Raw genomic sequence first — 25,367 nt, 5'->3', positions numbered from 1 at the left:
ACAAGTAAGGCCGCGGGCACCTGCCCGCGGCCTTACCTTTTACCAGAACCTCACTTCATCGGATCGACGCCGAACAGCTTCGCCAGGTCGTCCATGATGGCGTGCGCGCCCTGCAGGCTGACCGAGGTAATCCAGGTCGTGTCGTTCACATCGGAAACCTTGCCGGTGAGCTTGCCCCAAAGTGGATTGGCCGCGAACCTCGACTTGACCTCGGCGCCCTTTCGCGCGTCGTCGTCGTAAACGCCCACGAAAACACGGTCGGCGTCCAGCTTCAGGATCTCCTCCTGGCTGACGTCCACGTTGACCTTGTCGGTTCGATCCGGCTGCCCGGGCGGACGCGGCAACCCGATATCGCGCATCACGATGCCGGCGTAGGACTCACTGGTGTACAGCCGGGCGGTCTGCTCGCCGGCCACGAACCTGGCCAGCGTCACGGTCGGGGCCTTGCCGCCATTCTTCGTCTTGATCGCCTCGCCGAGCCGCCGCGCCCGCGACTCGTAATCGGCGATCCTCTTGTCAGCCAGTTGCTCCTTGCCGAGCGCCTTGCCGAGCAGCCGGATGTTGTCCTTCCAGCTCGCGCCGGTCGTCTGGCTGAACACGGTCGGCGCCGAGCTGGCGAACTGCTGGTAGTACTTCTCGTGCCGGATCTTGGCGGACACGATCAGGTCCGGCTTGAGGGCGTAGATCTGCTCGACGTCCGGTGCGGCCAGCTCGCCGACCGCCTTGGCGTTGGTGCCGCACTTCGCCGCGTCCGCCGCCAGATAGTCGGGCAGCTTGTCGCCGAATCCGCGGTACTTCGTGAACGCGATCACCTCGGTGTCCAGCGCGAGCGCGGCGTCCACGTAGCTGGTGTCCAGCGCGGCCACTCGCTTCGGTGGCTTGTCGATCTTCGCCTCGCCCATCACGTGTTTCACGGTCCTGGGGAAGCCGGCCGAGTTGTCGGCCACCTGCCCGCAGGACGAGGACGCGGCCTGCGGCGTCTCGGTCGATGAACACGCGGTGAGCACGAGACAACTGGCCGTCGCGACCAGCACTGATGCGTGCCACCGTCGGCGGGTACTGGCCATGGGACGGCCCCTTTCGAATGGTTAGCCTTGCCTAATCGCACACTATGATGTGCGAGCTTCGGAACAAAACGGACAGGATGCGGCTGTGACAGGCACGACGGCGGCGGCCACGGCCGCACCCCGCGGCGCGCGGGTGACCAGTCGCCGGCGCCGCACGATCGCGCTCGTGCTGTTGCTCGTGGCACTCGCCGCGGCCAGTGCCGCGAGCATCTGCCTCGGCGCCAAGGCGATCCCGCTGCACGTCGTGCTCGACGCGCTGACCTCGCCGCAGGACATCGAGCAGCACATCATCGTTCGCTCGCTGCGTGTCCCGAGAACCGTGTTCGGCCTGCTCGTCGGTATCGCGCTCGGCATCGCCGGCACCCTGATCCAGGGCCACACCCGCAACCCGCTGGCCGACCCCGGCCTGCTCGGCGTGACCCAGGGCGCGGCGTTCGCGGTGGTGACGGCCGTGGTCGTGCTCGGCGTCGACTCGCTGTACGGGTACGTGTGGTTCGCCGTACTCGGCGCGCTGGCCGCGAGCGTGACGGTGTTCGCGCTCGGCTCGGCGGGCGGCCGGGGCGCTTCCCCGGTCACACTCGCACTGGCCGGCGCGGCGGTCAGCTTCTTCCTGCACGGGCTGACCTCGGCGATCGTGCTCGTCGACGAACGCGGGATGGACGTGTTCCGGTTCTGGAGCGTCGGGTCGATCGCCGCGAGGGACTACGCCATCGCCGGCCAGATCGCGCCGTTCCTGATCGTGGGGCTGATCCTGGCCGCGATCAACACGCCCGGCATGAACACGCTGGCACTCGGCGACGACGTGGCGGTGGCGCTGGGCACGAACGTGGCGCGCACCCGGGTGCTCGGCGTGCTGGCGATCACGCTGCTCACCGGTGCGGCCGTGGCGGCGTGCGGGCCGATCGCGTTCGTCGGACTCGTGGTGCCGCATCTGGCGCGGGCGATCACCGGGCCGGACTACCGGTGGGTGGTGCCGTTCGCCGGGTTGATCGGCGCGGTGCTGTTGCTGGTGGCCGACGTGCTGGGGCGGGTGCTCGCCTCGGACGCGTTCGAGGTCGGGATCATGCTCGCGCTGATCGGCGCGCCGGTGTTCATCGTGCTGGTTCGGCGGACGAGGCTGGTGCGCCTGTGACATCGACGAGACGGACCGTCCGGCTGGGCGGGCTGAGCTTCCTGCTGCGGCCGAGGCTGGTCGTGGTGACCGCCTCCGGCGTGGCGGCGCTGCTGCTCGTGGTCGCGCTGAACCTCGGCATCGGGTCCGTCCACATTGGACTGTCCGATGTGGTCAGCGCGCTGTTCGGTGCCGGGGATCCGTTGCACCACAACATCATCTGGGAACTGCGGATGCCGAGAACGCTGGTCGGCATTCTGGTCGGCGGCGCGCTCGGCGTGGCCGGGGCGATCTTCCAGTCGATCGCGCGGAACCCGCTGGCGAGCCCGGACGTCCTCGGCGTCACCTGGGGTGCGGCCGCCGCCGCGGTCGGCGTGATCGTGCTGGAGGGCACCCGGGGCCAGATCACCGGCGGCGCCAGCACGATCGGCGTCCCGCTGGCCGGTCTGCTCGGCGGTCTGCTCGCCGGCGTGCTGCTGTACGTGCTGTCCTGGCGGCGCGGCATCGACGGGTACCGCATGGTGCTCATCGGCATCGGGATCGCCGCCATCGGCTACAACCTCGTGTACTGGCTGCTGTCGGTCGGCGATGTGGACGACGCGGCGCGCGCGGTGACCTGGCTCGTCGGCAACCTGGCCGACGTGGGCTGGGACGGCGTGGCGCCGGTGTCGATCGCGCTCGCCGTGCTGGTGCCGGTGGCGGTGATCGCCGGGCGCACGCTCGGCGGTCTGCAGTACGGCGACGACACCGCGCGTGGGCTGGGCATTCGGGTCGACCGGGCGCGCGGCGCGCTGCTGTTGCTCGCCGTGGCGCTGGCCGCCGTCGCCACCTCGGCCACCGGGCCGATCGCGTTCGTCGCGCTCGCCACACCGCAGATCACCCTGCGGCTGGCCGGCACCGCGCAGCCGCCGCTGGTCGGATCGATGGTGTTCGGCGCGCTGCTGACGGTGTCGGCTGATCTCGTGGTGCGCACGGTGCCGCTGCTGTCCGGGCTGCCGGTCGGGGTGCTCACCGCGGTGCTCGGCGCGCCGTACCTGGTGTTCCTGTTCATTCGCCGACGTCGAGAGGAGCGGGTGTGACTCGCTTGCGTGCCAACGATTTGCGGCTCGGCTACGGCGAGCACGTGGTGGTCGACGGGCTCGATCTGGACGTGCTCGACGGGACCGTGACCGCGGTGATCGGGCCGAACGGGTGCGGCAAGTCGACGCTGCTGCGCGCGCTCGGGCGGTTGCTCGCGCCGAAGGGCGGTTCGGTGCTGCTGGACGGCAAGCGGATCGACAAGCTGCCGACGCGTGAGGTCGCCAAGATCATCGGCGTGCTGCCGCAGACGCCGGTCGCGCCGGAGGGGCTGACGGTCGGCGATCTGGTCGCGCGCGGGCGGCACCCGCACCAGACGTGGTACCGCCAATGGTCCACAGTGGACGATCAGGCGGTCGGGGAAGCGTTGGAGCTGACCGGAATGGCGCCGCACGCCGATGCGATCGTCGATCACCTGTCCGGTGGTCAGCGGCAGCGCGCGTGGATCTCGATGACCCTGGCGCAGGGCACGGACGTGCTGCTGCTGGACGAGCCGATCACGTATCTGGATCTGGCGCACCAGGTGGATGTGCTCGACCTGGTGCACGCGCTGCACTCCTCGCGCGGGACCACGGTCGTGATGGTCCTGCACGATCTGAACCTCGCCGCCCGCTACGCCGACCGGCTCGTCGCCATGCGTGACGGCAAGATCGTCGCGGAGGGCCCGCCGGCAGAGGTGCTCACCGAGAATCTGCTGCGCACGGTGTTCGATCTCGACGCCAAGATCCTCACCGACCCGGTCGCCGACACCCCCATGGTGATCCCCATCGGCTCCCGCCACCGCCCCGCCACTGTGTGAACCGCGAGTCCCGCGCCCTGCACCGGTGAGTCCCGCGCTGTGCATCGGGGTCGGGTACGTGGGAGTGTTCGCGGCATGCGCGTCTGGGACATGAAGACGACCGGTGGGCTGTGCACGGCGCTCGTCGGCGCGGCCACGGTGCCGGACCTCGCGGCGGCGCTCGATCCGGCGGAGCGCTATGTGCTGCTGCCCGAGTTCACCCCACTCCAGGGCGACTGGCAGGACGCGCTGATCCCGATGTCGCCCGGACGAGGAACATCGCCGGTGAAGGTGACGGTCAAACGCGTCGCGGCCGACGTGCTGCTGGAGACGAGCGCCTTCCTGGAACTCGCGCCGGAGCTGTTCGCGCTCGGCTGCACCGCGCTGCAGTTCCGAGATCCCCCTCGGGCGTTCACCAACTATGACGACGAGCGGCCGCACGCGCGGGCGGCGCGCTACCGCAGTGCCGGCCTGACCGTCCGATTCGATCTGCCGCACGCCCGCGAGTCCGCCCTGCTCACGACGACGGACGAGGAGTCACTGCGCGCCGCACTGACCCGACTCGGCGTGTGAACCCGGCCGCCAGCAGTGTCGCCGCACCCGCGACGGCGATCGCCTGCCCGACCGAGACGATCTCGGTCAGCGCGCCCCAGATGGCCGGGCTGACTCCCTGGACGGTCATCAGACCGGACGACAGCAGCGCGAACGCCTGCCCTCGCTGGTGTGGCGGCAGCGCGTCCCGGAACGGGCCGGCGAGCCCGAGGCTGTAGGCGAACCCGGCGCCGCTCGTGGTCAGCAGCACGCAGCAGACCACCAGCGGGATGTCCCATGCGAGCACGACCAGGGGTGTGCCGATCATCGCGACGAGTGGCATTACTAATCGCAAGCGTGCGGTCGGTGGGACAAGTTTCGCGACGACGAACTCGCCGGCGAGCATGCCGACCGGAATGCAGGCGAGCATGATTCCTCCTGCGCTGGCCGGAAAACCGCGCGCGTTCGCGTATGGCACCAGGAGGCTCTCCCCTCCGATGGCCAGCGCGGGCGGCAACCACTGGGCGATCAGCAGAGACCGGATCGACCGGGTGCCGAGCAGGTGTCGCGTCGCGCGCAGGCTCTGCCGGACCACGTTGGCGCCGGCCGGCCCCGCAGGGAGGTCGGGCAGTGACAGCCGCACCGCAACGGCGGCCACCACGTGGCACCCGGCACTGATCAACAGCGCGGTCCTCGGGTTCGCCGCCGCCACCGCGATCCCGCCGAACGCCAGCCCGGCGATCTGCGCGAACGAGGCGGCCATCGAGAACAGCGACCGGCCGAGCACGTACGCGTCGCCGTCGAGCACCTCGGCGAGCAGCCGCCCGCTCGTCCCGTTGAACACGGGCGCGAGGCAGCCGATCAGACCGACGACCGCGAGGCTCGCCCACGGCGGGAGATCGACCACTCCGAGCAGCGCCGTGCCGGCCGCCGATGCCGTGTACCCGAGGGTGATCAGCACGCGCGGCCGGATTCGGTCGGGCAGCGCTCCCAGCACGATGCCGCTGACCATTTGCGGTGCGAACGCTATCCCGAACGCGAGTGCGGCGAGCCAGGCCGAGCCGGTGCTGGTGAAGATCGCGGTGGACAGGGCGACCGTGCGCAACGTGTCCGACGCGATCGCGAGCGTCCGGGTGGCGAACAGCTCGCGGAACACTGGTGTGGTCAGCACCTGGCCGAAGGTCGCTCGCATGTGGGTGACGGTGCCGGGGTGCTCGCCGGAACGCGATTGTTACGCCAGTGGACGTAAGGTCGGTACCGTGCTGCGGTTCCGCGCGAGTGCCGAGGACCTGATCGCGAGCCGGTTCGCGATCTCGCCGCTGTTCGAGTTGGACAACCTGTTGCGCCGCCTCTCCCGTCGCGGCGGGAGGCCGCTGCCGCCCGACTGGGCCGAGCGGCTGCGCCCGGTCTACCAGCGTTTGCGGCGCGACACCGAACTCGACGCGCTGCTCGCGCTGTACTCGCCGGGCCACGGCGCGGACTTCGTGGCACCACCGCCGCGAAGCCTCGCGCAGACCGTCCAGGACGATCTCGATACCGTGCGCACGACGCCGCTTCGTTTGGCGCGCAAGGAGATCGCCGGTTGTCTGGCACGTCGACCGGCCAGCGACCCGCGAGTGCTGTCGATCTTGCGCAGCCGGATGGTGGTGGCCAGGATCGCCGATGTGCTCGCGGTCGCGTGGCACGAGTTGCTCGCCGCCGACTGGATCCGGTTGCGGGCGATCCTGGAGCGGGACGTGGTGCACCGCGCCGCACTGCTCAGCCGCGAGGGCTGGGCGTCGGCGATCGACGGGCTGGACCGCCGGACTCGTTGGCGCGACGGCGCGATCGAGATCGGCCTGCGGGGTGAGCACGGCACGGTCGATCTGGCCGGCGACGGGCTGCTGCTGATCCCGTCGGTGTTCGTATGGCCGGCTGTCGCGGCGCTGATCGAACCGCCGTGGCCCAAGACGGTGTGCTACCCGGCTCGTGGTGTCGCCGCCCTGTGGGAGCCGGACGCGGCGGCGGACCCCGGTGCGCTCGGCGATCTCGTCGGACGTTCCCGCGCGCGATTGCTCGTCGCACTGGACAGTCCGGCCAGCACCACTCAACTCGCGCGTGGTCTCGCCATGGCTCCCGGCGCGGTCGGTGATCATCTCTCGGTGCTGCGCCGGGCGGGGTTGTGCGACCGTGCTCGTGCCGGCCGCTCGGTGCTCTATCGGAGGACACCGCTCGGCGACGCGGTCGCCGCCGGTGCGAAGGGCGAGTAGGGCACGATTGCTCGCGTGGGGAGGCTGGGGTACGTGCTCGTGCTGGCGGCGCCGGTGGTGCTGCCGCTGTGGGTGGCGTTCGGACATGTGCTGCTGCTCGGTGAGACCGGCCTGATGATGTTGGTCAGCATGCTGCTGATCGCGCCGACGCTGTTCAGCTTCCTGACGATCCCGTTCGTCATGGTGCTGATCAACAAGCGCGTGCGAGCGACGCGGCGGGTATCCGTGCTCGTCACGATTCCCATCCTGGTGCTGACCGGGTGCGTGCTGGTCTTTCCGGCGTTCGTCCGAGAGGCCGACGATCAGGCCAGGTGGCGGTCCTTCGCGCAGAACTCGTTCGGCATCAGTGGCGGTGCGAGCGATGACTGGGCCAACGCGCTCTACACGGTCGGAGCCGTCGCGCTGTGCGCACTGATCGTCGCCACGATCTACGAATTCGTACAGGCGAAACGTAACCCGCGTTCCGATACGGTCGTTTGATCAGTGCACTCCGAGGTCAAGGAGGACCGCCGTGCGCCACGCTCTCGCCACCTGCCTCGCCGCCGTGGTAGCCGTGCTGCTGCTGGCGCCGGCCACCGCGACCGCCCAGGACACGCCGCCCACACCGGAGAAGTGCGCCGCCACACTGGCCTGCGGCCTAGACGACATCGACAAGATGACCATGTCCGACCGGCTGGACATGGTGCGCCTGATCGAGTCCGGCCCGACCGCCGAATACCTCGGCGCCGACATCGACCCGGGCCGGTGGCGCAACATCGAAGGCATCGTGACGCTGTTCCGTAACCACGGTCTCGGCGCGCGCGGCAGCTGGGTGTCCTATGTGGACGCGGGGATCATCGAGGGGCTGGAGCGCGGGCTGGCGATCGCCAGCGGACGCGGCACCGACACCGGCGGCAACCCCGGCTCGCAACTGTGGGCGGAGTACCTCGTCAAACTGAAGGCCGGCGAGCTGACCACCCGGTCCGTGCACGATCGCGTGTGGAGCATCGCCGAGCAGGCATCGACCGAGCACGGTGTGCGGGTCGCCGAGCAGGTCCACGGCGAACGCCCCTCCGCGCGCGAGGACCGGTTCTTCCAGCTTTCCGAGATCTACCGGTTCATGCTGCGCAACCGCCCGCCGCTGCTGGACCTGGTCACCGCGGTCGGCGGGCTCACCGGGCCCGAGCGGCAGAACTTCTACGACTGGGCCACCGACGTGACCAACGCCGAGGCCGGTGTCACGGGCGCCGAAGTGCTCTGGGGCCTCGCGCGCGCCGACGTGCCGGACACCTTGTTCGCCACGATTCGCACGTTCCAGGCGTACTTCGAAAGCCTTCTTCCGTTGTACGAGAACCGAACGCGCTGACGCCGCCGTGGATCGTGTTCGGGCACGAGTGGCTGACTGGTTTCGGCGGCTGGGGCCAGGCGTTCGCGGTCCTGCTGGTGTTGTTCAACGTGCGATCGGCGGAGCGCCACGCGGTGCCGGCCGTGGTCGCGGTGCCCGCGTTCGTGTTGATCGGGTGCGCGCTGTGCCTGCCGGCGACCGTCGGCTCCGTCCAGCACGTGCTGCTCGACGTGGTGCTTGTGGCGTGGGTGGTGCTGATCGTCGCGGCGATCTACGACTTGATCAAGGTGTCACGCTCTCCAAGTTCGACTTGAGGTGCGCCAAGTTTCCCGGCAGGTCCTTGTTCGTGCTGCGGCGGGCGAACGGCGCGATCAGCTTGCCGATGCCCTTGCTCTTGAAGTCGATCGCCACATCGACGTGCGTGCCGCGCTCGATCGGGGTGAAGGTGAACATCACGTCGGTCCGCAGCGGGCCTTCGATCACGTGACACCGCCACCGCTTGCCCGGCTCGTACTCGGTGACCTCCCAGCGGAAGCTGCGCGAGGAGCCCTGGATCCGCCGGGTTTCCACGCCCACCATGCCTTTGCCCACGATGTCCGGGGTCTCGATCTCCACCTTCTCCACGTCGTCCTGCCACTGCGGCAGGTGCGACGCGTCGGCCACGTAGTCGAAGACGTCCTGGGGAGTGCGGGCGATGTCGGTCCCGTTCTGCACCGGTGCCATGACGGCCTCCTCTCGAAGAGGAGGAGAGCGTGAGCCGGTTCGGCGCCCGATCGCCAGAGGCGAAGGTCAGGGCTTGTGGCCGGTCTTGATGGTGCGCAGAAGTGCGGGAACGTTGCCACGCAGCACCGGTCCACCGGGGTTCTTCGAGTCGCGAACTCGATCGAGCGTGCCCCGCAGTTCGACACAGTCAGAGCCGTTCTCGCTGTGGGTCGCCTTCCGCCAGCGGTGATCAGGCATTGGGCGTTCCGTGGAGATGGCCCGCTTGGATCGAGCGAACGAGAGCGGGGGCATTGGCGTGGAGAACCGAGCCACTCGGGTTCTTGGAGTCGCGGAGTTGGTCGAGCGTGCCGCGCAGTTCGACGCAGTTGGCGGTGTTCTCGCTACGGGCGGCCTTCCGCCAGGTGTGGTCAGGTGCCACGGTCTTTCTCCATTCGATCAAGTAGATCCGCGATGATCCTCGCGGAGGATTCGGGCGGCAGGGCGATCGCCATGATCTTGTCGATCGCGCGCCGGTAGGCGGCGACATCGGTGTCCTCGTGCAACATGAGGTCCGCCAGCCGAGTGCCGGCGAATACGACGGAACTTCTCGTGCGGCCGCTGTCGGTTGGCCGCTTGGCCTCGATAAGTGCGAATGTGCCGTCCAGACCGGGGTGCCAGCCACGATGATCGGGAATCAGGCGCAGCTCGATGTTGTCGCACGTAGCCATCGTCAACAGGTGCTGCAGTTGCTCGATCGTCACGTCTCGGCCGCCGATATCCTGGCGGAGCGTGGCGTGGCCGAGCAACACGAGCAGGCTTGCCGGGTTGCGCTTGGTGATCACGTCGCGGCGACCGATTCGCTCGGTGACTCGCGAGGCGATCTCGCTGGCCGACACTCCGGCGTCGGTCATGATCCCGCGAACGTAGTCCGGAACTTGCAACAGTCCGGGGATCAACAGCGGCGCGACTTCGACTATTTGTCGCGCGTTCTGCTCCCAATCGACGTAGGCGACCATTTGTTGTCGTCGTTCCGGCAATGTGGTCGCGACCCACTGCGACTCGCCGGTGCGATAGGCGAGCGTCATGATTTCGTCATAACGTTCGCCGGTCACGCCGAGCTTGGTGAGTATTTGCGCCACCTGTTCCGGTTTCGGCGTGCGCTCGCCGTTCTCCCAGCGAGAGATCACGCCGATGTCGCGGCCGATCGCCGCGCCAAGCTCACGCAAGATCATGCCGTTGGCCTGCCGAGCCTGTCGCAGAGCCGCGCCGAGCGCCCGCGCCTTGGGGGTTCTGGCCATCGAGACTCCTGTTGTCGGCCGGTAACAGCATAGTGTCACCGGCATCGGGTCGGTGACACCCGTTGCGCGTAGGCAAGGGGTTTGTCGAGTTGCTCGCTTGCGGAGAAGCTGCAAGCGGAACGTAGCAGGACTCAACTCGGGAGACGCCATGGCGGACACGAACACCACCGGAATCAGTGACCCGGATCGGCCTGGGCAGTGGTTGGTGCCGCCGTGGCCGGAGAATGCGACGTTCTGCGAAATCGCCGGGTATTTCTCGGAGCGCACCCCACTCGGCGGCGAGAGCAGGGCCAGCCATTATGCGTTTTACCACGGATTTCAAAAGGCACTCGAATCCGCCCGCCCCGATCAGTCCGACGACCATTGGCGGGCGGATCTACTTCGGTGCATCACCCAGTGCGCCGACAACTACCGGCGAAGTCAGCCCTTGGGGCAGCTGCGCGGGCAGGTGCCGCACACCGAGTCCGGCGCCACCAGGTAGCGGAAGCAGCAGCTCTCCCGGCGGCGCGTCCACTCGGGCGTGCCGTTGGGTCGCAGTGTGGACGCCGAGGTGAACGGGTCCATGGCGTCCGGAAGAACGAGCGACGCGTCGGCGGCGGCCGGCCCCACTTCGCCGGCGAGCCGGCCGGCCAGCCAGAGCGAGGTGTCCAGCGCGTCGGTGGCGGCACCCCAGAGCGTGCGCCTTCCGAACCGGACGGTCGGCCCGAAGGTGTCCACGAACCGCGTCGCGTGCGCGGCGAACCGGCCGCGCAGCAGTGCGGCGAGCGCGTGCTCGTCGGGCACCACGGTCACGTTGGGTGTTCCCGCCGCCGGATCGGACGGCAGGCACGCGAACTCCGGTGCCAGCAGCGCTACTCCGATCGGGCGGTGTTGCCCATGATCAAGGTGAAAGGCCAGGTGCTCCGGCCGCACCGACGGCACCCGCCGCTCGTGGTGGAACAGCCACCCGGCCAGGTACGCCGGCACCGAGAGGTACCAGGACATGACGTAGCCGGCCGTGGTGCGGTCCGGCGCGCTGCCGTATTCGGCCTTGAGTCGCTCGCCGAGTGAGGTGCGCCACGAGTCGAACGATCCGGGATCGGCGAGCATGTCCGAGCACCGCCGCCAGCCATCGCCGTCCGGCAGCCCGAAATGGATGGACAGGAACTCCTGCAGGCCGTCCACCCGCGCCAACGAGTCCGCGATGTAGTGCCGTCGTGCGGGCGTGACAGGGGCAGCCACGGACGGATGAACCATCTTGACGCCCCCTTCCCCGAACGTGTGAGGCTTGCCTTACCTTACAAGGTATGGCTCCGTTTGGCGCAGCACGTGGCACGGGCCACAGCCTCCGCAGCGCCGAACGGTCGCGTGTTCGCGGTGAGCGGACAAACCCGTTCTGGCGGAATCCGCCCCGGTGAACGCGCGTTGTCAGGACATGTCGGGTCATCCGGCAGGCGGGAACTGGCAATCAGAGTCAGCAGTGGCACTGAGAGCGACGGGCCGGCCGACTACAGTGGTCTTACGGTGCTGACTCCACCATTGACGGTGGACAAGGGCCGCCGGCGCAGCAGTCAGGGAGTGCAAATGTTCGAGAGGTTCACCGACCGCGCGAGGCGGGTGGTTGTCCTGGCCCAAGAAGAGGCCAGGATGCTCAACCACAATTACATCGGCACCGAGCACATCCTCCTGGGTCTGATCCACGAGGGTGAAGGTGTCGCCGCCAAGGCGCTCGAGTCGCTGGGGATCGCACTGGAAGGCGTGCGGCAGCAGGTCGAGGAGATCATCGGCCAGGGCCAGCACGCGCCGAGCGGACACATCCCCTTCACGCCGAGAGCGAAGAAGGTCCTGGAGCTGTCGCTCCGTGAGGCCCTTCAACTCGGCCACAACTACATCGGCACCGAGCACATCCTGCTCGGGCTGATCCGCGAGGGTGAGGGCGTCGCCGCACAGGTGCTCGTCAAGCTCGGCGCGGACCTCAACCGCGTCCGCCAGCAGGTGCTTCAACTGCTGAGCGGCTACCAGGGCAAGGAGCCCGCCGAGGCCGGTGGCGGCCGCGGCGAGGGCACGCCGTCCAGCTCGCTGGTGCTCGACCAGTTCGGGCGCAACCTCACCGCCTCGGCGCGCGAGGGCAAGCTCGACCCGGTCATCGGGCGCACCAAGGAGATCGAGCGGGTCATGCAGGTGCTGTCCCGCCGCACCAAGAACAACCCGGTGCTGATCGGCGAGCCCGGCGTCGGCAAGACGGCCGTCGTCGAGGGCCTGGCCCAGATGATCGTCAAGGGCGAGGTGCCCGAGACGCTCAAGGACAAGCAGCTCTACACGCTCGACCTCGGGTCGCTGGTCGCCGGTTCCCGGTACCGCGGTGACTTCGAGGAGCGCCTCAAGAAGGTGCTCAAGGAGATCCGCACCCGCGGCGACATCATCCTGTTCATCGACGAGCTGCACACGCTCGTCGGCGCGGGTGCCGCGGAGGGCGCGATCGACGCGGCGTCGATCTTGAAGCCGATGCTGGCCCGCGGTGAGCTGCAGACCATCGGTGCCACCACGCTCGACGAGTACCGCAAGTACGTCGAGAAGGACCCGGCACTGGAGCGCAGGTTCCAGCCGATCCAGGTGGACGAGCCGGGCCTGGAGCACACCATCGAGATCCTCAAGGGTCTGCGCGACAGGTACGAGGCGCACCACCGGATCACGATCACCGACCCGGCGCTCGTCGCGGCCGCGACGCTCGCCGACCGGTACATCAACGACCGGTTCCTGCCGGACAAGGCGATCGACCTCATCGACGAGGCCGGCGCGCGCATGCGGATCCGCCGCATGACCGCTCCGCCGGACCTGCGCGAGTTCGACGAGAAGATCGCCGATGTCCGCCGGGACAAGGAGTCCGCGATAGACGCGCAGGACTTCGAGCGCGCCGCGCGCCTGCGCGACGAGGAGAAGACGCTGCTCGGCCAGAAGTCCGAGCGGGAGAAGCAGTGGAAGGACGGTGACCTGGACGTCGTCGCCGAGGTGGACGACGAGCAGATCGCCGAGGTCCTCGCCAACTGGACCGGCATCCCGGTGTTCAAGCTCACCGAGGAGGAGACGACCCGTCTGCTCCGCATGGAGGACGAGCTGCACAAGCGGATCATCGGCCAGGAGGACGCGGTCAAGGCCGTGTCCCAGGCGATCCGCCGCACCCGTGCCGGTTTGAAGGACCCGAAGCGCCCGTCCGGCTCGTTCATCTTCGCCGGCCCGTCCGGTGTCGGTAAGACCGAGCTGTCCAAGGCGCTGGCGAACTTCCTGTTCGGCGAGGACGACGCGCTCATCCAGATCGACATGGGCGAGTTCCACGACCGGTACACGGCATCGCGGCTGTTCGGTGCTCCTCCGGGGTACGTCGGCTACGAGGAGGGCGGTCAGCTCACCGAGAAGGTGCGCCGCAAGCCGTTCTCCGTGGTGCTGTTCGACGAGATCGAGAAGGCGCACCAGGAGATCTACAACACGCTGCTGCAGGTGTTGGAGGACGGGCGCCTCACCGACGGTCAGGGTCGCACGGTCGACTTCAAGAACACCGTGCTGATCTTCACGTCGAACCTCGGCACGCAGGACATCTCCAAGGCGGTCGGCCTCGGCTTCCAGACCGGGACCGACAGCTCGTCCAACTACGACCGGATGAAGCAGAAGGTCGAGGACGAGCTGAAAAAGCATTTCCGTCCGGAGTTCCTCAACCGTATCGACGACGTGATCGTGTTCCACCAGCTCACCGAGGCGCAGATCGTCTCGATGGTGGACCTCATGATCACCCGCGTGGAGGGGCAGCTCAAGGGCAAGGACATGGCCCTGGAGCTGACCGACACGGCGAAGCAGTTGCTCGCCAAGCGCGGCTTCGACCCGGTGCTCGGCGCGCGGCCGCTGCGTCGCACGATCCAGCGGGAGATCGAGGACCAGCTGTCGGAGAAGATCCTGTTCGGGGAGATCGAGCCCGGCCAGATCATCATCGTCGACGTCGAGGGTTGGGACCCGGAGGACCAGGCCAAGGAAGGCAAGTCCAAGGACGACAAGGCGAAGTTCGTCTTCCGCGGCGAGCCGAAGCCGTCCGTCGTGCCGGACGCGCCGCCGGCCGAGCTGGCCGCGTCCAGCGGCGGCGAGGGCGGCGAGGCTGCCGCCGAGGGCGAGTGAGCTAGCCACTCAGTAGCGAGGAAAGAGGCGGTTCCCGGAAACGGGAGCCGCCTCTTTCGTTGTGGCTCAACGTGTTCGTCCGTCCACTGTGGACCGTCCCGCCTTCTTCGCGCTTCGGCTGCCCGAGTTATCCACATGGTTCGGGTTGTCCACAGCTGACGTGCGACGCCTTCCAGCCCCCCGATTTCGCGGATAGGGTCGAAGTATGGGGAGGAGGTGTGGTGGCCCCCGGGGATCGCAGGAGGACGGGGGTGCTGGCGACTAGGAGTTCCCGGCTCTGCGCAGTGCGGCTCGATGCGCTGTGACACGGTGCGCGGTGCCTCAGTGACCCGTCTCGCGCCTCGGTGACCTAAGCCTCGTGGATCCCCGCCGTTCCAGTGTGGCAGGTGCACGCCCTCGCCGTCCCGTTGTGACAGGCTGGCGTCTGTGCGAGTGGTACTGCTCGGCGCTCCGGGGGCGCTTTCGGACGATGGCACGCCGATCGAGGTCGGCGGCTCACGCCTGCGCGCCCTGCTGGCCAGGCTGGCCCTGGACGCCGGCTCGGTCGTGCCGGCGACAGCCCTGATCGACGGCCTCTGGGGCGAGGAACCGCCGTCCGACGCCACCAACGCGCTGCAGTCGCTGGTCTCCCGGCTGCGACGTGCGCTCAAGGCAGCCGGCGACGTGATCGAGTCGAACACCCACGGCTACCGGCTGACAGTGCACCCCGACGACGTGGACGTGCACCAGTTCGAGCAACTCGCGGCGAAGGGCCGGACCGCGCTGCGCGCCGGGGACGCCGAGGCGGCGGCCGAAACACTCCGCGCGGCACTGTCCTTGTGGGACGGGCGCCCGCTCGCCGGAGTGGAGGATCTCCCGTTCGCCGGCCCGGCGATCACCCGGCTGTCCGAGGCACGCCTGACCACCTTGGAGGACCGGCTCGACGCCGACCTCAGGCTCGGCCGGCACGCCGACGTGCTCGGCGAGCTGCGGGCGCTGGTCGCCGAGAACCCGTTGCGGGAACGGCAATCCGTGCTGCTGATCAAGGCCCTGTACGCGGCCGGCCGGCAGTCCGACGCGCTCGCCGCCTACGAGCGGATCAGGGGCGCGCTGGCCGATGAGCTGGGCGTCGATCCGTCGACCGAACTGGCCGACACGCACCTGGCCGTGCTCCGGGGCGACCCGGCACTGGCCGCGCCCACGCCGCCGCCCGCCACCCGCACCCGGCTTCCGGTGCGGCTCACCAGCTTCGTCGGCCGCCGCCGTGAACTGTCCGAAGTGGACGGTCGGCTGCACGAGTCGCGGCTGGTCACCCTGATGGGCCCGGGCGGCGCCGGAAAGACCCGCCTGGCCACCGAGTTCGCCGACCGGTGGGACGCCGAGGTGCACATGGTCGAGCTGGCCGGTGTCCGCGACGAGGAGCACGTGCCCAACGCGGTGGTGGCCGGCATGGGCCTCGCCGAGCCGCTGGTTCTCGAACGGCAACCGTCCACATTGGACGCCTCGAACCGCGTCGTGGAGGCGGTCGGCGGCCGGAAAGTGTTGCTGGTACTGGACAACTGCGAGCACCTGATCGGCGGCTGCGCGCGGTTCGCCCACGTGGTGCTCGCCGGCGCGCCAGGGCTGCGGGTGCTGGCCACCAGCCGCGAACCACTGGCGATCACTGGCGAGGCGATCGTGCCGGTCGGCCCGCTGGAACTACCGTCCGAAGTGGACGGTCGGACGTCGGACGCGGTGCGGCTGTTCGTGGACCGGGCGGTCGCCGCCCGACCGGGATTCGCGCTGACCGACGACAACGCCGCCACGGTGTTCGAGGTGTGCCGCCGTCTGGACGGTCTGCCGCTGGCCCTGGAGTTGGCCGCCGCGCGCCTGCGCTCGATGACGCTGGAGCAGATCGCCGAACGCATTGGCGACCGGTTTCGCCTGCTCACCGGGGGTAGTCGCACTTCGCTGCCGCGGCACCGCACGCTGCGCGCGGTCGTCGAGTGGAGCTGGGACCTGCTGGAGAAGCCCGAGCGCGCGCTGGCCCGGCGGCTGTCGGTGTTCCCGGACGGCGCGACCGTCGAGTCGGCCACCGCCGTGTGCGCGGACGACGACGAGGTACCGGCCGACGACGTGATCTACGTGCTCGGCGCGCTGGTGGAGAAGTCGATCGCGCACGTGCACGAGGGCCGCGGCGGCATCCCGAGGTACCGCATGCTGGAGACCGTGCGCGCGTACGCAGCCGAGCGGCTCGCCGACGCCGGTGAGTCGATCACACCGCGGCTGTTCGAGTACTACGTCGATCTGATCGAGACCGCCGAGCCGCATCTGCACGGGCGCGACCAGCTCGTGTGGCTGGCCAAGCTGCGCTCCGAGCAGGAGAACATGCTCGCCGTGCTGCGGCAGGCGATCGACGCCGACGAGGCGGACACCGCGGGGCGCATGTTCGCCGGCGCGGTGTGGTTCTGGATGCTGATGGGCTTCCATCAGGAGGCACAGCTGCTCGCGGTGCAGACGCATGGGATGACCGGCCCGGTCGATCCGGCCGTCATGGCGGCGGTGCACGTGGTGGCGGCCTTCGGCGGTGAGACCGGGTTCCCCGATCAGGACGAGGCCGCCGATATCCTCCGTGAGCTGCGGGAGACCGACGCGTTGTGGCGCTATCCGCTGATGGCCATGGTCGAGCCGATGGTGGCGATGTTCAACGGCGACCGTGACGCGCTGGACCGCGCGGTGGGGCTGGCCAAGACGCACCCGATTCCGTGGGGCAGGGCGGCGTCGATGCTCGCCGCGTCGTTCATCGCGGAGAACGACGGCGACGTGGAGCGCGCGGAAACCCTTGGCGCGCAAGCATTCGAGATGTTCGAGGAGCTGGGTGACCGGTTCGGCCAGGCGATCTCGCTGACGCAGATCTCCGAGCGGCGATCACTGCGCGGTGATCACGACGGCGCACTCGAGGCGTACGAGCGGTCGAAGGACCTGGTGCGCGCGCTGGAGGCGATCGAGCAACTGTGGTCGACGACCGCGCGGCTGGCGTTGGCCCGTTACCGCGCGGGCGACCTGGACGGGGCCGAGCGCGAGATCCAGACCGCGCTCGCCTACCTGCAGGAGGCGCGCGGCGGGGACACCGAGGGGACGGCGATGGTGGCCTCGATCGCCGCGACCATCGCGTTGGCCAGGGGCGATCGGGACACGGCGCGCCGGCATCTGGATCACGCGCGGGCGAGGGTGTCCACCGTGCCGAAACCGGTCGGCCAGTGGAGCGCCAACATCGCGGTCGCCGAGGCGCGCATGGTCACCAACGCGGACGAGCGGCGCGAGGTGTTCGGCCTGCTCCGCCAGTCGATGACCGACATGGAGCCGATGCCGGACATGCCGGTGATCGCGCAGATCGCGGAGGCGGTGGGCGGGCAGATCGGACTGGAGGACGCGGAGGCGGCGGCGCGCCTGATCGGCATGGCCACCGCGATCCGGGGCGCGCCGGACCTCGGCAGCCCGGACCTGGCCGCACTGATCGCGACGCTGACCGCGCGCCTCGGCGAATCGGCCTACCGGGAGATCTCCGACGCGGGGGCGGCTTTGTCCCGCGAATCCGCCGTCGCCGAGTTGTGCACCATCCTCGACACGCGCCTGTAAACGCGCGAGTTCCGCGCTCAGACACGGTGAGTCCCGCGCTCGTGCAGCCTGTGGAGTGCACGAGCGCGGGACTCGGGGGTGCAGAGCGCGGGACTCGCGATTTTCAGGAGAGGCGCTTGCGGTAGGCGCGCATCGCCAGCGGGAAGAAGACCACGAGGATTCCGGCCATCCAGGCGAACGATCCGAGCAGTGGACCGGCAACCGGCCCGCCGACGAACAACCCGCGCAGCGTGTCCGCCACCTGGGTCACCGGGCTGATGTCGACCCATGCCTTCAACCAGGACGGCATGGTGTCCGACGACGCGAACACGTTGCTGCCGAAGGTAAGCGGCAGCGACAGCATGCCGAGCAGGCCCTGCATCGCACCCGGCGAACGGATCAGCATGCCCAGCCACACCGCGACCCAGCAGAAGCACAGGCCGAACAGCATTGCCAGCCCGACGCCGGCCACCACCGGCACGAACCCGGTGCCGAACCGGAAGCCCATGATCGTCGCGACCACCAGCAGGATGGTCATGCAGATCAGGTACCGGACCAGGTCGGCCAGCACCGCTCCGATCAGCGGTGCCGGTCGGGCGATCGGCATGCTGCGGAACCGGTCGAACACACCCTTGCTGACGTCGGTGTTCAGGTTCATGCCGACGGTCATGCTGGCCATCATCACGGTCATCACCGCGAGGCCGGGCACCAGTTGGGGCAGGTAGGACTCGATGCTCCCGCCGATCGCGCCGCCGAACACATAAGCGAACAGCAGCAGGAAGATGATCGGCATCAGCGTGACGTCGGCCAGCTGTTCCGGGTTCTTGCGAATCTTCAGGATTCCGCGCCAGGCAAGGGCAAGCCCGTGCCGCATGGTGCGCGCCGGACCGATGTGCCGAGTCACCTCCGGTGGCGCGTCGAGTGCGATCGTCGTCATGTCAAGCTCCCCGTCTTCTGAGTGTCCACAGTGGACTGCTGAGCGGATTTCCCGGTCAGGGAAAGGAAAACCTCGTCGAGGCTGGGCAGTCGCAGCGCCAGCTCGTCGGCGGTGATGCCGGCCGTGTCGAGCCGCCGGACGACCGTGGACATCAGCACCGGGTCGTCGACCGGCACGGTCACCATTCCCGCGTCCAGGTCGGTCGTCGGCGCGGTACCGGTCAGTTCGGCCAGAATTCGTTGCACCGCAAGGAGATCCGACTCGGCGGTCGGCCGCACCTGCAGCGTCTGCCCGCCGACCTTGCGCTTCAACTCGTCGGCCCGCCCCTCGGCGGCGACCAGCCCGTGGTCGATCACGGTGATCCGGTCGGCCAACTGGTCGGCCTCCTCCAGGTACTGCGTGGTCAGCAGCACGGTCACGCCGTCGTCGACGAGTCCGCGCACGACCTGCCACACCTCGTTGCGCGCGTGCGGGTCCAGCCCGGTGGTCGGCTCGTCCAGGAACAGCACCCGAGGCCGCCCGACCAGGCTCGCGCCCAGGTCGAGCCGGCGCCGCATGCCGCCGGAGTACGTCTTGATCGCCCGGTCGCCGGCGTCGGTCAGCTCGAACCGCGCCAGCAGTTCGGCCGCGCGAGCACGGGCGTCGCCCTTGGACATCTCCAGCAGCCGCCCGATCAGGACCAGGTTCTCCCGCCCGGACAGGTCCTCGTCCACCGACGCGTACTGACCGGTCAGACCGATCAGCGAGCGGACCGCCACCGGGTCGCGCACCACGTCGAACCCGCACACCTTCGCGATGCCGGCGTCCGGTCGCAGCAGGGTCGCGAGGATCCGCACGGCCGTGGTCTTGCCCGCGCCGTTGGGGCCGAGCACACCGACCACGGTTCCGGTCGGGACGGTCAGGTCGACGCCGTCCAGCGCCTTGGTTTGACCGAAGTGCTTGACCAGCCCCTCGGCCTCGATCGCCTGTGTCATGTTCCCTCCTTCGAATGTCACGAGACGACGATCGCCCCGTGCACTGTCAGGCCGCGCACAGTTCGCTGTTGCGCCCCTGTCAGCCGCTGTCATCGGGCACGCTGGTGGGGTGACCGAGGTCGTTTACATGCCAGAACCCGAGGTGGAAGAGCCGCCACGACGCCAAAACCGGTTTGTCACCGCGCTGCTCGTGGTGGCCGTCGGGGTGTTCTGTGTGTTCTCGGCGTTCCGCCTGCTCGGGTTCGACGGCAACGCGTATGTCGCGGCGGCGCTCGCGCTGACGCCGTATGTCGCGGTGGCCGGCGTCCTGCTCACGGCGATCACGCTGCTGCTACGGCGGTGGGCGACCGGCATCGTGGTGTTCGCCGTGGCGGCGGTGCTGGTGGCCGCGATGCTCCCGCGCACGATGTCGGCGGATCAGCCGGACGCCACCGGGGCCGAGCTGCGGGTGATGTCGGCGAACCTGTACTTCGGCAGGGCGGACGTCGGCCACGTGGTGCAACTGGTGCGCAACCATCGGATCGACGTGCTCAGCCTGCAGGAATTGACGCCGGCCGCTGTCGGGGCGCTGGACCGGGCTGGGCTGTTCGCCGAACTGCCGCACCGGGTGTTCCACGCGATGCCCGGCGCGAGCGGTACCGGGATCGCGGCACGGTATCCGCTGCGTGAGCGCCAGCTTGCCGGGCCGGCGCTGCACGCACAGCCCGCCGCGCTGGTGGATCTGCCCGGCCACGCCGACGCCGAAGTGGTCGCCGTGCACCCGCTCACGCCGGTGCACGATTTCGAGGCGTGGCAACGTGAGCTGGCCGGTCTGCCCGGCGTGGACACGCAAGGCCCGCCGCGTCTGCTGGTCGGCGACTTCAACGCGTCGCTGGACCACCGGGCGTTTCGCGACATCCTGCGCAAGGGGTACTCGGACGCGGCGGACGCGGTCGGCGAGGGGCTGTCGATGACCTGGTCGCAGTCACGCTGGCCGCCGGTTGCGATCGATCACGTGCTGGCTGATTTCCGTTACGCCGTGCGGGAATTCCAGGTGTTCGACTTGCCAGGCAGCGACCACGATCCGATCTACGCTCGGGTTCAGTTGCCGTAGGTGTTTCGCCCCTGTCATAGAATGGCGATGTTGGCCCTTCCGGGTGGAACACCGTGTTTCTGATCGCCATGGTGTCACGGTTATCGTAATGTGCATCGCATGTCGCGAAAAAGGGCGAGGGCAGGTTTTCGGCAACTGGGGCACGAATTGCGGGCACGGCGCAAGGCGGCCAGGCTCACGGTGGCTGCGGTGGCCGACTATCTGGGGTGGCACGCGTCGACGGTCTCGCGGGTGGAGTCCGGCCACGACGAGCTGGACACCGTGGAACTGTTGCACTACCTGGGTGCTTGCGGTGTCTTCCGGAAGGAAGCGCTGGATTTGCTCGCGCTCTGCCGGCAGGCCTGCCATCGGCTCGGGTACGCGGTCGACACGCACGGCGACGGGCTCGCAGATTCACTGTGCTCGGTCATCTACCGTGAATCGACCGCTGACAGCCTGGTCAACTACCAGCCGTTGTTGATACCCGGCCTTCTACAAACCGAGGAGTACGCGCGGTCGAGAATTCAGCGCGATCCGCAGCGTAGTGACAAGAACGTGGAAACCCGTGTCCGTGCACGGGTGGCACGGCAAAGTGTGCTTCACCGGCCGAATCCAGCGCGCTTCACCTTCTTCGTGCACGAGAACGCCCTGCGACTGGTGGTCGGCAGTCTCGCGATCATGCACGAGCAGTTGCTGCAGGTGACCTTGCTGAGCGCGCTGCCGCACGTCAGGTTGCATGTGGTTCCCGCAGGTGAGGACTCGGTGTTCGGCGCGCCATTCGTGCTCATGAGCTACGCCAAACACGATCCGGTCGTGTCTGTCGACGGCCAGGGCACGACCCTCTTCCTCGAGGACGCTGGTTACGTTGCCGGCTACCGCGAGACCGTGCCGGACATAGCAGCGGTTGCCATGAATGAGGGACAATCTCGGGAGTTCGTTGCCACACTGGCACACGAGTACGACCGAGGGAGCACCCGGCAGCATGGCGACCACGACCTGGAGGAAGAGCAGCTACAGCGACGGCGGTGACCAGGAGTGTGTCGAGGTGGCATTCGCCGACACCGCCGCTGTGCGCGACTCCAAGAACACCGCAGGTCCAACACTTCGGTTCACTGCGCGCGAGTGGCGCACCTTCATTCAGGGTCAGCGCTAATGGGCCTGGAAGACAACCCTTTCGACTGGCAGTTCACGAAGAACGGCCAGGTGGTCGTGTCACGTGGCGGGCGCACGGTGACCACCGTGCGCGGTGCGGCGGCGGCCAAGCTGACTGCGCAACTGGAGCGCGCCGACAACGAAGCGGCCCAACAGTTGCTCGCCCGCGCGACCGGGAACTACAAGCGCGGCAACGAGAAGCGCCCCACGCGGTGAAGTACGTCGACCTCGACGCCACGATCGGTGCCGTCTCCGGGGTGATGAGTCCGCTCGTCTACCTGGAGCGGCTGCCCGAGTTCGCCGGCGATCTTCCCGAGGGCGCTCGCGCGTTCGCGACCGATCCCGGGCACTACGACTTCCACGGCAAGTGGTGCGTGAAGGACCTCAAGCTGGCGCGCGTGCTGCTCGAACCGGGCACCGAATACCGCGAGCGTGGGCACCTGGAACTGATGTTTCGACACAACTGTTTCAAGCACGAGGAAGACCTGATCATCCGCTACGCCGGCGTGCTGTCGCTGCACTGGGACGGTCCGGCGAATCCGTTTGTCATCGGTGACATCGGCGTGGTGGCGCTCGACGAGGTGCTGCCGCACGACGAAGGCTGCAGCCACGAGATCGCCTGTCACAACGCGACGATCAGCGTCATCACCGCCGACCTGACCGCCACCTGGATCGACGCCGAGTGCGACCAGAAACCCTCACAGCCGGCGGTCTAGCTCCGACAGTGCTTCCAGCGCACCCATCGCGAGCGAGATTCCCCGACCGTGGCGCACGTCCGGCTCGCGAGGGTTGATCCGAATGAGTGAACCCGTTGCCGCACTGGCAAGTTCGGCCTGACGGCGTACGGTCGGGATCGCGTTGCCGGCGCCGATTTCGATCACGGCGAGCCGGGCGTCGCGCAGCCCGCGCCGCCATTCGGCCAGGGAGCGAAGGCCACCTTCACTCCGGCCGGCCACCCATTCGAAGTCACCGAACATGAGGATGTTCGGGCGGGCGAGGCTGCCGCACGTCGAACACGACGGCAGCTCGCCGACGGCGCGCATGGTGTCGTGATCAACCTCGATGTCGACCTTGGCGGGCCACACGTCCTGGCGGCACGGGCCGAGGCATTGCAGGTGGTGGATAGAGCCGTGCACCTCGGCCACATGATCGTCGGCGAACCCGGCACGCTGAAACTGTCCGTCCACATTGGACGTGAACACTCGCGCGCCGCCACGCCACTCGCCCCACCGGCGCAGAATCTCGAAACCCTTGTGCGGCACCGTGTTCCGGTACAACTCAAGCCGGTGCCCGTAGAAGCCCCAGGCCAGTTCCGGGTCCTGGGCGAAGTGAACCGGGTCGGCCAGCTCGACGAACCGCAGGCCGAGCCGCTCGTACGGTGGGTAGGCGCGCCAGAAACCCTCGTCACCCCGAAAGTCGGGCAACCCGGAATCCACGCCTATGCCGGCACCGGCACACACCAGCAGCGCGTCGGCGGACGCGATCAGCTCCGCCGCCTGGTCCAGCTCGGTCATTCAGCGTGCTCCAGCTCGGCGCCGGCCTCCTGCGGCACCTCGGTCGCGTTGATCTTCACGACTGCCATGTCCCGAGCCTACTTCCACGACCGCAGATGCCCCGTCGCACCGCCCCGTCAACCTCAGTTCCGTACTTTTGCGGGATAAAGTACGGAGGCATAGAAGCCCGCAGGTGTCAAGAGCTAGCACGGAAAAGCCCCTGACCTGCGCCGATAGGCGGCAAGGCGTGCGGGCTCGTGCGGCGAGGCCGTTGATTCCCTGGCCAGGCGGCGTACTTTAGCCCGCTAAAGTCCCCAGGGAAGCGTTGGTGCTGGTCAGCGGTGCAGGGAGCCCGGGTAGAGGTGTTCGTCGGCGGGGATCGAGGTGCCTCGGAACCAGGCGTCGAAGAAGGTGCGCAGGTTCTTTCCGGAGAGTTGCTGCGCGAAGTCCTCGAATTCGGTCCACGAGGCGTTGTTGTCGCGGTATTTCGTGGGCCATTCGCGGAGGACGCGGTTGAACACGTCGTCGCCGATCAGCCGGCGCAGCGCGTGCAGGGCGAGCTGGCCCTTGTCGTACACCGCGTCGAACTCATTGCCGGCGCCCATCTCGTACAGCTTGCGCGACCAGAATCGGTTGCTGCCCCGGACCGAGGCGACATTGGACCGGTACTCCTCATCGAGGTTCTTGCCTTCCTTCGCCTCGTCCCACAGCCATTGTGCGTAACTGGCGAAGCACTCGTTGAGACAGATGTCCCGCCATTCCTTGAGCGACACCGAATTGCCGAACCACTGGTGCGCGTTCTCGTGCACCACGACGGTCAATTCCGCCCAGTTGGCGTAGGTCGGGCGGCCGTTCGTCTCCAGCGAGAACCCGATGCTCTCGTTGATGTAGATTCCGCCGGCCGCTGTCTGCGGATAAGGCCCGAACTTCGATGACAGGAATTCGATGATCTCGGGCACGCGCTTCTCGAGCTGCTGCCCGTTGCGCACACCGGGCGCGTACGCGCTCAGCAGTGGAATGTCCGTGCCGGGCAACTTGCCGCGATCGTAGGTCCAGCGGTCGATCGCCACCGTCGTCAAATAGGTGGCCACTCGATTTCGCTCGGCCCACCGGTAGGTCGTCCAGCCGTTGGCCGGCGTGCTCGGCTCCTCGTGACCGATCGACACGACGCTCCAGCCGTCCGGCACGGTCGCGGTCACCCGGAAGGTCGCCTTGTCCTTGGGTGTCTCGTTCGCCGGGAACCAGTACGCCGCCGAGTGCGGCTCGCCGACCGCGAACGCGCCGCCGGACGTGGACCGCTGCCAGCCCTTCGTGCCGAGCCCGCCGCCCTTGCGGTCGCTGACCGGCTTGCCGGAGTAGACCACCCTGGTGCGGAACGTCGAGCCGTTCGGCACCGACGCGGCCGGCGTGATCACCAGCTCGTGGTCGCCGGCGCGGGCGAACTGGGCCGGCGCGTCGTTCACCGTCACGCTCGCCACGTCCAGCCCGCGCAGGTCCAGGTTGAACCGGCCGAGATCGGCGGCCGCCGCCGCGGTGACCACCGTGTCACCTTCGAGGTGCTGGCGCTGCGGGTCGTACTTGATCGTCACGTCGTAGCCGGTGACGTCGTATCCGCCGTTGCCGTCGGCCGGGTAGTACGGGTCGCCGGCACCGTCCGCGCCGTTGGTGCCCGCGGCCGGTGCGGCCGACGGCAGGGGCGGGCCCGGTGTGCTCGGCGGGGCCGGCGGGTCCTCGGTCGTCGCGGTACACCCGAACGCCGTCGCGGCGCAGAGCGCGATCACCATCGAACGCGCCGAGTACGTCCGGGTCCTGGCCGAGGTCATAGATGCGGCTCCACACGGTCGGGCGTCAGTGGTGGCCCATGATGCACCCCCGGGCGTAATAAC

At 68.6% G+C, this 25,367-nt stretch carries 26 protein-coding genes; 15 read left to right on the top strand and 11 right to left on the bottom strand.

Annotation, left to right across the window (positions count from 1 at the left end; genetic code table 11):
- Positions 1-50: 50 nt before the first annotated feature.
- Positions 51-1,067: an ABC transporter substrate-binding protein gene (locus tag EV193_RS12195; RefSeq protein WP_130344148.1), complete on the bottom strand. Its 1,017-nt coding sequence runs from the start codon at positions 1,065-1,067 to the stop codon at positions 51-53.
- 85 nt (positions 1,068-1,152) lie between these two features.
- Here EV193_RS12195 and EV193_RS12190 point away from each other — a divergent pair, with 85 nt between their 5' ends.
- The 4 genes from EV193_RS12190 to EV193_RS12175 all read left to right on the top strand — a co-directional run bounded on the left by EV193_RS12190 (position 1,153) and on the right by EV193_RS12175 (position 4,606).
- Complete coding sequence (locus EV193_RS12190; protein ID WP_130344147.1) at positions 1,153-2,199, top strand: FecCD family ABC transporter permease; 1,047 nt, start codon at positions 1,153-1,155, stop codon at positions 2,197-2,199.
- Complete coding sequence (locus EV193_RS12185) at positions 2,196-3,257, top strand: FecCD family ABC transporter permease (RefSeq protein WP_242613316.1); 1,062 nt, start codon at positions 2,196-2,198, stop codon at positions 3,255-3,257. Before EV193_RS12190 ends, EV193_RS12185 begins: the two co-directional genes overlap by 4 nt.
- Positions 3,254-4,054, top strand: a complete 801-nt coding sequence (locus tag EV193_RS12180; protein WP_165401323.1) for an ABC transporter ATP-binding protein — start codon at positions 3,254-3,256, stop codon at positions 4,052-4,054. Before EV193_RS12185 ends, EV193_RS12180 begins: the two co-directional genes overlap by 4 nt.
- A gap of 75 nt (positions 4,055-4,129) precedes the next feature.
- Positions 4,130-4,606 (top strand): hypothetical protein, encoded by a 477-nt coding sequence (locus EV193_RS12175; RefSeq protein WP_130344146.1) that lies wholly within the window; start codon positions 4,130-4,132, stop codon positions 4,604-4,606.
- On the opposite strand, the gene EV193_RS12170 is transcribed toward EV193_RS12175, so the two are convergent.
- Positions 4,551-5,756, bottom strand: coding sequence for an MFS transporter (locus EV193_RS12170; protein ID WP_130344145.1), 1,206 nt, complete (start codon positions 5,754-5,756; stop codon positions 4,551-4,553). The two genes, EV193_RS12175 and EV193_RS12170, sit on opposite strands and share 56 nt — an antisense overlap.
- A gap of 67 nt (positions 5,757-5,823) precedes the next feature.
- On the opposite strand from EV193_RS12170, the gene EV193_RS12165 reads away from it, so the two are divergent.
- Genes EV193_RS12165 through EV193_RS12150 form a run of 4 tightly spaced genes read left to right on the top strand, consistent with a single transcriptional unit; the run spans position 5,824 to position 8,451 of the window.
- The gene (locus EV193_RS12165; protein ID WP_130344144.1) at positions 5,824-6,813 is read left to right on the top strand and encodes a DUF5937 family protein; all 990 of its coding nucleotides are present in this window, start codon (positions 5,824-5,826) and stop codon (positions 6,811-6,813) included.
- 15 nt (positions 6,814-6,828) lie between these two features.
- Positions 6,829-7,293, top strand: coding sequence for a hypothetical protein (locus EV193_RS12160; RefSeq protein WP_130344143.1), 465 nt, complete (start codon positions 6,829-6,831; stop codon positions 7,291-7,293).
- A gap of 31 nt (positions 7,294-7,324) precedes the next feature.
- On the top strand, positions 7,325-8,158 hold the full coding sequence (locus EV193_RS12155; RefSeq protein ID WP_130344142.1) for a hypothetical protein: 834 nt from the start codon (positions 7,325-7,327) through the stop codon (positions 8,156-8,158).
- A gap of 14 nt (positions 8,159-8,172) precedes the next feature.
- Positions 8,173-8,451 carry a hypothetical protein gene (locus EV193_RS12150; RefSeq protein ID WP_130344141.1) on the top strand — a complete coding sequence of 93 codons (279 nt, stop codon included), beginning with the start codon at positions 8,173-8,175 and terminating at the stop codon, positions 8,449-8,451.
- Here the strand turns inward: EV193_RS12150 and EV193_RS12145 are convergent.
- From EV193_RS12145 to EV193_RS12125, 5 genes are all read right to left on the bottom strand, one after another.
- Complete coding sequence (locus tag EV193_RS12145; RefSeq protein ID WP_130344140.1) at positions 8,420-8,860, bottom strand: SRPBCC family protein; 441 nt, start codon at positions 8,858-8,860, stop codon at positions 8,420-8,422. The genes EV193_RS12150 and EV193_RS12145 overlap by 32 nt on opposite strands.
- A 66-nt stretch (positions 8,861-8,926) precedes the next feature.
- Positions 8,927-9,097, bottom strand: coding sequence for a DUF397 domain-containing protein (locus EV193_RS12140; protein ID WP_130344139.1), 171 nt, complete (start codon positions 9,095-9,097; stop codon positions 8,927-8,929).
- Positions 9,090-9,386, bottom strand: coding sequence for a DUF397 domain-containing protein (locus tag EV193_RS12135; protein ID WP_130344138.1), 297 nt, complete (start codon positions 9,384-9,386; stop codon positions 9,090-9,092). Before EV193_RS12135 ends, EV193_RS12140 begins: the two co-directional genes overlap by 8 nt.
- On the bottom strand, positions 9,268-10,404 hold the full coding sequence (locus EV193_RS12130; RefSeq protein ID WP_242613315.1) for a helix-turn-helix domain-containing protein: 1,137 nt from the start codon (positions 10,402-10,404) through the stop codon (positions 9,268-9,270). The genes EV193_RS12135 and EV193_RS12130 overlap by 119 nt, the downstream gene beginning before the upstream one ends.
- Before the next feature lie 153 nt (positions 10,405-10,557).
- A complete protein-coding gene (locus EV193_RS12125; protein WP_242613314.1) occupies positions 10,558-11,358 on the bottom strand; it encodes a (2Fe-2S)-binding protein in 801 nt (266 codons plus the stop codon).
- A 342-nt stretch (positions 11,359-11,700) separates the two neighbouring features.
- Between EV193_RS12125 and EV193_RS12120 the strand changes: the two genes are divergently transcribed.
- A complete protein-coding gene (locus EV193_RS12120; RefSeq protein ID WP_130344136.1) occupies positions 11,701-14,277 on the top strand; it encodes an ATP-dependent Clp protease ATP-binding subunit in 2,577 nt (858 codons plus the stop codon).
- 426 nt (positions 14,278-14,703) lie between these two features.
- Complete coding sequence (locus EV193_RS12115) at positions 14,704-17,874, top strand: AfsR/SARP family transcriptional regulator (protein ID WP_130344135.1); 3,171 nt, start codon at positions 14,704-14,706, stop codon at positions 17,872-17,874.
- Between the two features lie 103 nt (positions 17,875-17,977).
- Here EV193_RS12115 and EV193_RS12110 read toward each other — a convergent pair whose 3' ends face one another.
- Entirely contained in the window at positions 17,978-18,790 is an 813-nt protein-coding gene (locus tag EV193_RS12110; RefSeq protein ID WP_130344134.1) for an ABC transporter permease, read from the bottom strand.
- A complete protein-coding gene (locus tag EV193_RS12105; RefSeq protein WP_130344133.1) occupies positions 18,787-19,764 on the bottom strand; it encodes an ATP-binding cassette domain-containing protein in 978 nt (325 codons plus the stop codon). Before EV193_RS12105 ends, EV193_RS12110 begins: the two co-directional genes overlap by 4 nt.
- 109 nt (positions 19,765-19,873) lie before the next feature.
- Here EV193_RS12105 and EV193_RS12100 point away from each other — a divergent pair, with 109 nt between their 5' ends.
- From EV193_RS12100 to EV193_RS12080, 5 genes are all read left to right on the top strand, one after another.
- Positions 19,874-20,857 carry an endonuclease/exonuclease/phosphatase family protein gene (locus EV193_RS12100; RefSeq protein WP_242613313.1) on the top strand — a complete coding sequence of 328 codons (984 nt, stop codon included), beginning with the start codon at positions 19,874-19,876 and terminating at the stop codon, positions 20,855-20,857.
- A gap of 99 nt (positions 20,858-20,956) precedes the next feature.
- Positions 20,957-21,865 carry a helix-turn-helix domain-containing protein gene (locus EV193_RS12095; RefSeq protein WP_130344132.1) on the top strand — a complete coding sequence of 303 codons (909 nt, stop codon included), beginning with the start codon at positions 20,957-20,959 and terminating at the stop codon, positions 21,863-21,865.
- Entirely contained in the window at positions 21,750-21,989 is a 240-nt protein-coding gene (locus EV193_RS12090) for a DUF397 domain-containing protein (RefSeq protein WP_423202160.1), read from the top strand. The genes EV193_RS12095 and EV193_RS12090 overlap by 116 nt, the downstream gene beginning before the upstream one ends.
- A complete protein-coding gene (locus EV193_RS12085) occupies positions 21,989-22,204 on the top strand; it encodes a hypothetical protein (RefSeq protein ID WP_130344130.1) in 216 nt (71 codons plus the stop codon). Before EV193_RS12090 ends, EV193_RS12085 begins: the two co-directional genes overlap by 1 nt.
- Positions 22,201-22,704 (top strand): hypothetical protein, encoded by a 504-nt coding sequence (locus EV193_RS12080; protein ID WP_130344129.1) that lies wholly within the window; start codon positions 22,201-22,203, stop codon positions 22,702-22,704. The genes EV193_RS12085 and EV193_RS12080 overlap by 4 nt, the downstream gene beginning before the upstream one ends.
- On the opposite strand, the gene EV193_RS12075 is transcribed toward EV193_RS12080, so the two are convergent.
- Both EV193_RS12075 and EV193_RS12070 read right to left on the bottom strand, forming a co-directional pair.
- Positions 22,687-23,502 (bottom strand): SIR2 family NAD-dependent protein deacylase, encoded by an 816-nt coding sequence (locus EV193_RS12075; RefSeq protein ID WP_130344128.1) that lies wholly within the window; start codon positions 23,500-23,502, stop codon positions 22,687-22,689. The genes EV193_RS12080 and EV193_RS12075 overlap by 18 nt on opposite strands.
- 314 nt (positions 23,503-23,816) lie before the next feature.
- Positions 23,817-25,304, bottom strand: a complete 1,488-nt coding sequence (locus tag EV193_RS12070; protein ID WP_242613311.1) for a M1 family metallopeptidase — start codon at positions 25,302-25,304, stop codon at positions 23,817-23,819.
- Between the last annotated feature and the right edge of the window lie 63 nt (positions 25,305-25,367).

Origin of the sequence: Herbihabitans rhizosphaerae, from assembly GCF_004216555.1 — a bacterium.
In the GTDB taxonomy this organism is placed as follows: domain Bacteria; phylum Actinomycetota; class Actinomycetes; order Mycobacteriales; family Pseudonocardiaceae; genus Herbihabitans; species Herbihabitans rhizosphaerae.
Note: the sequence above shows the minus strand (reverse complement) of the source record. Positions and strands in the feature narration are given on the sequence as shown.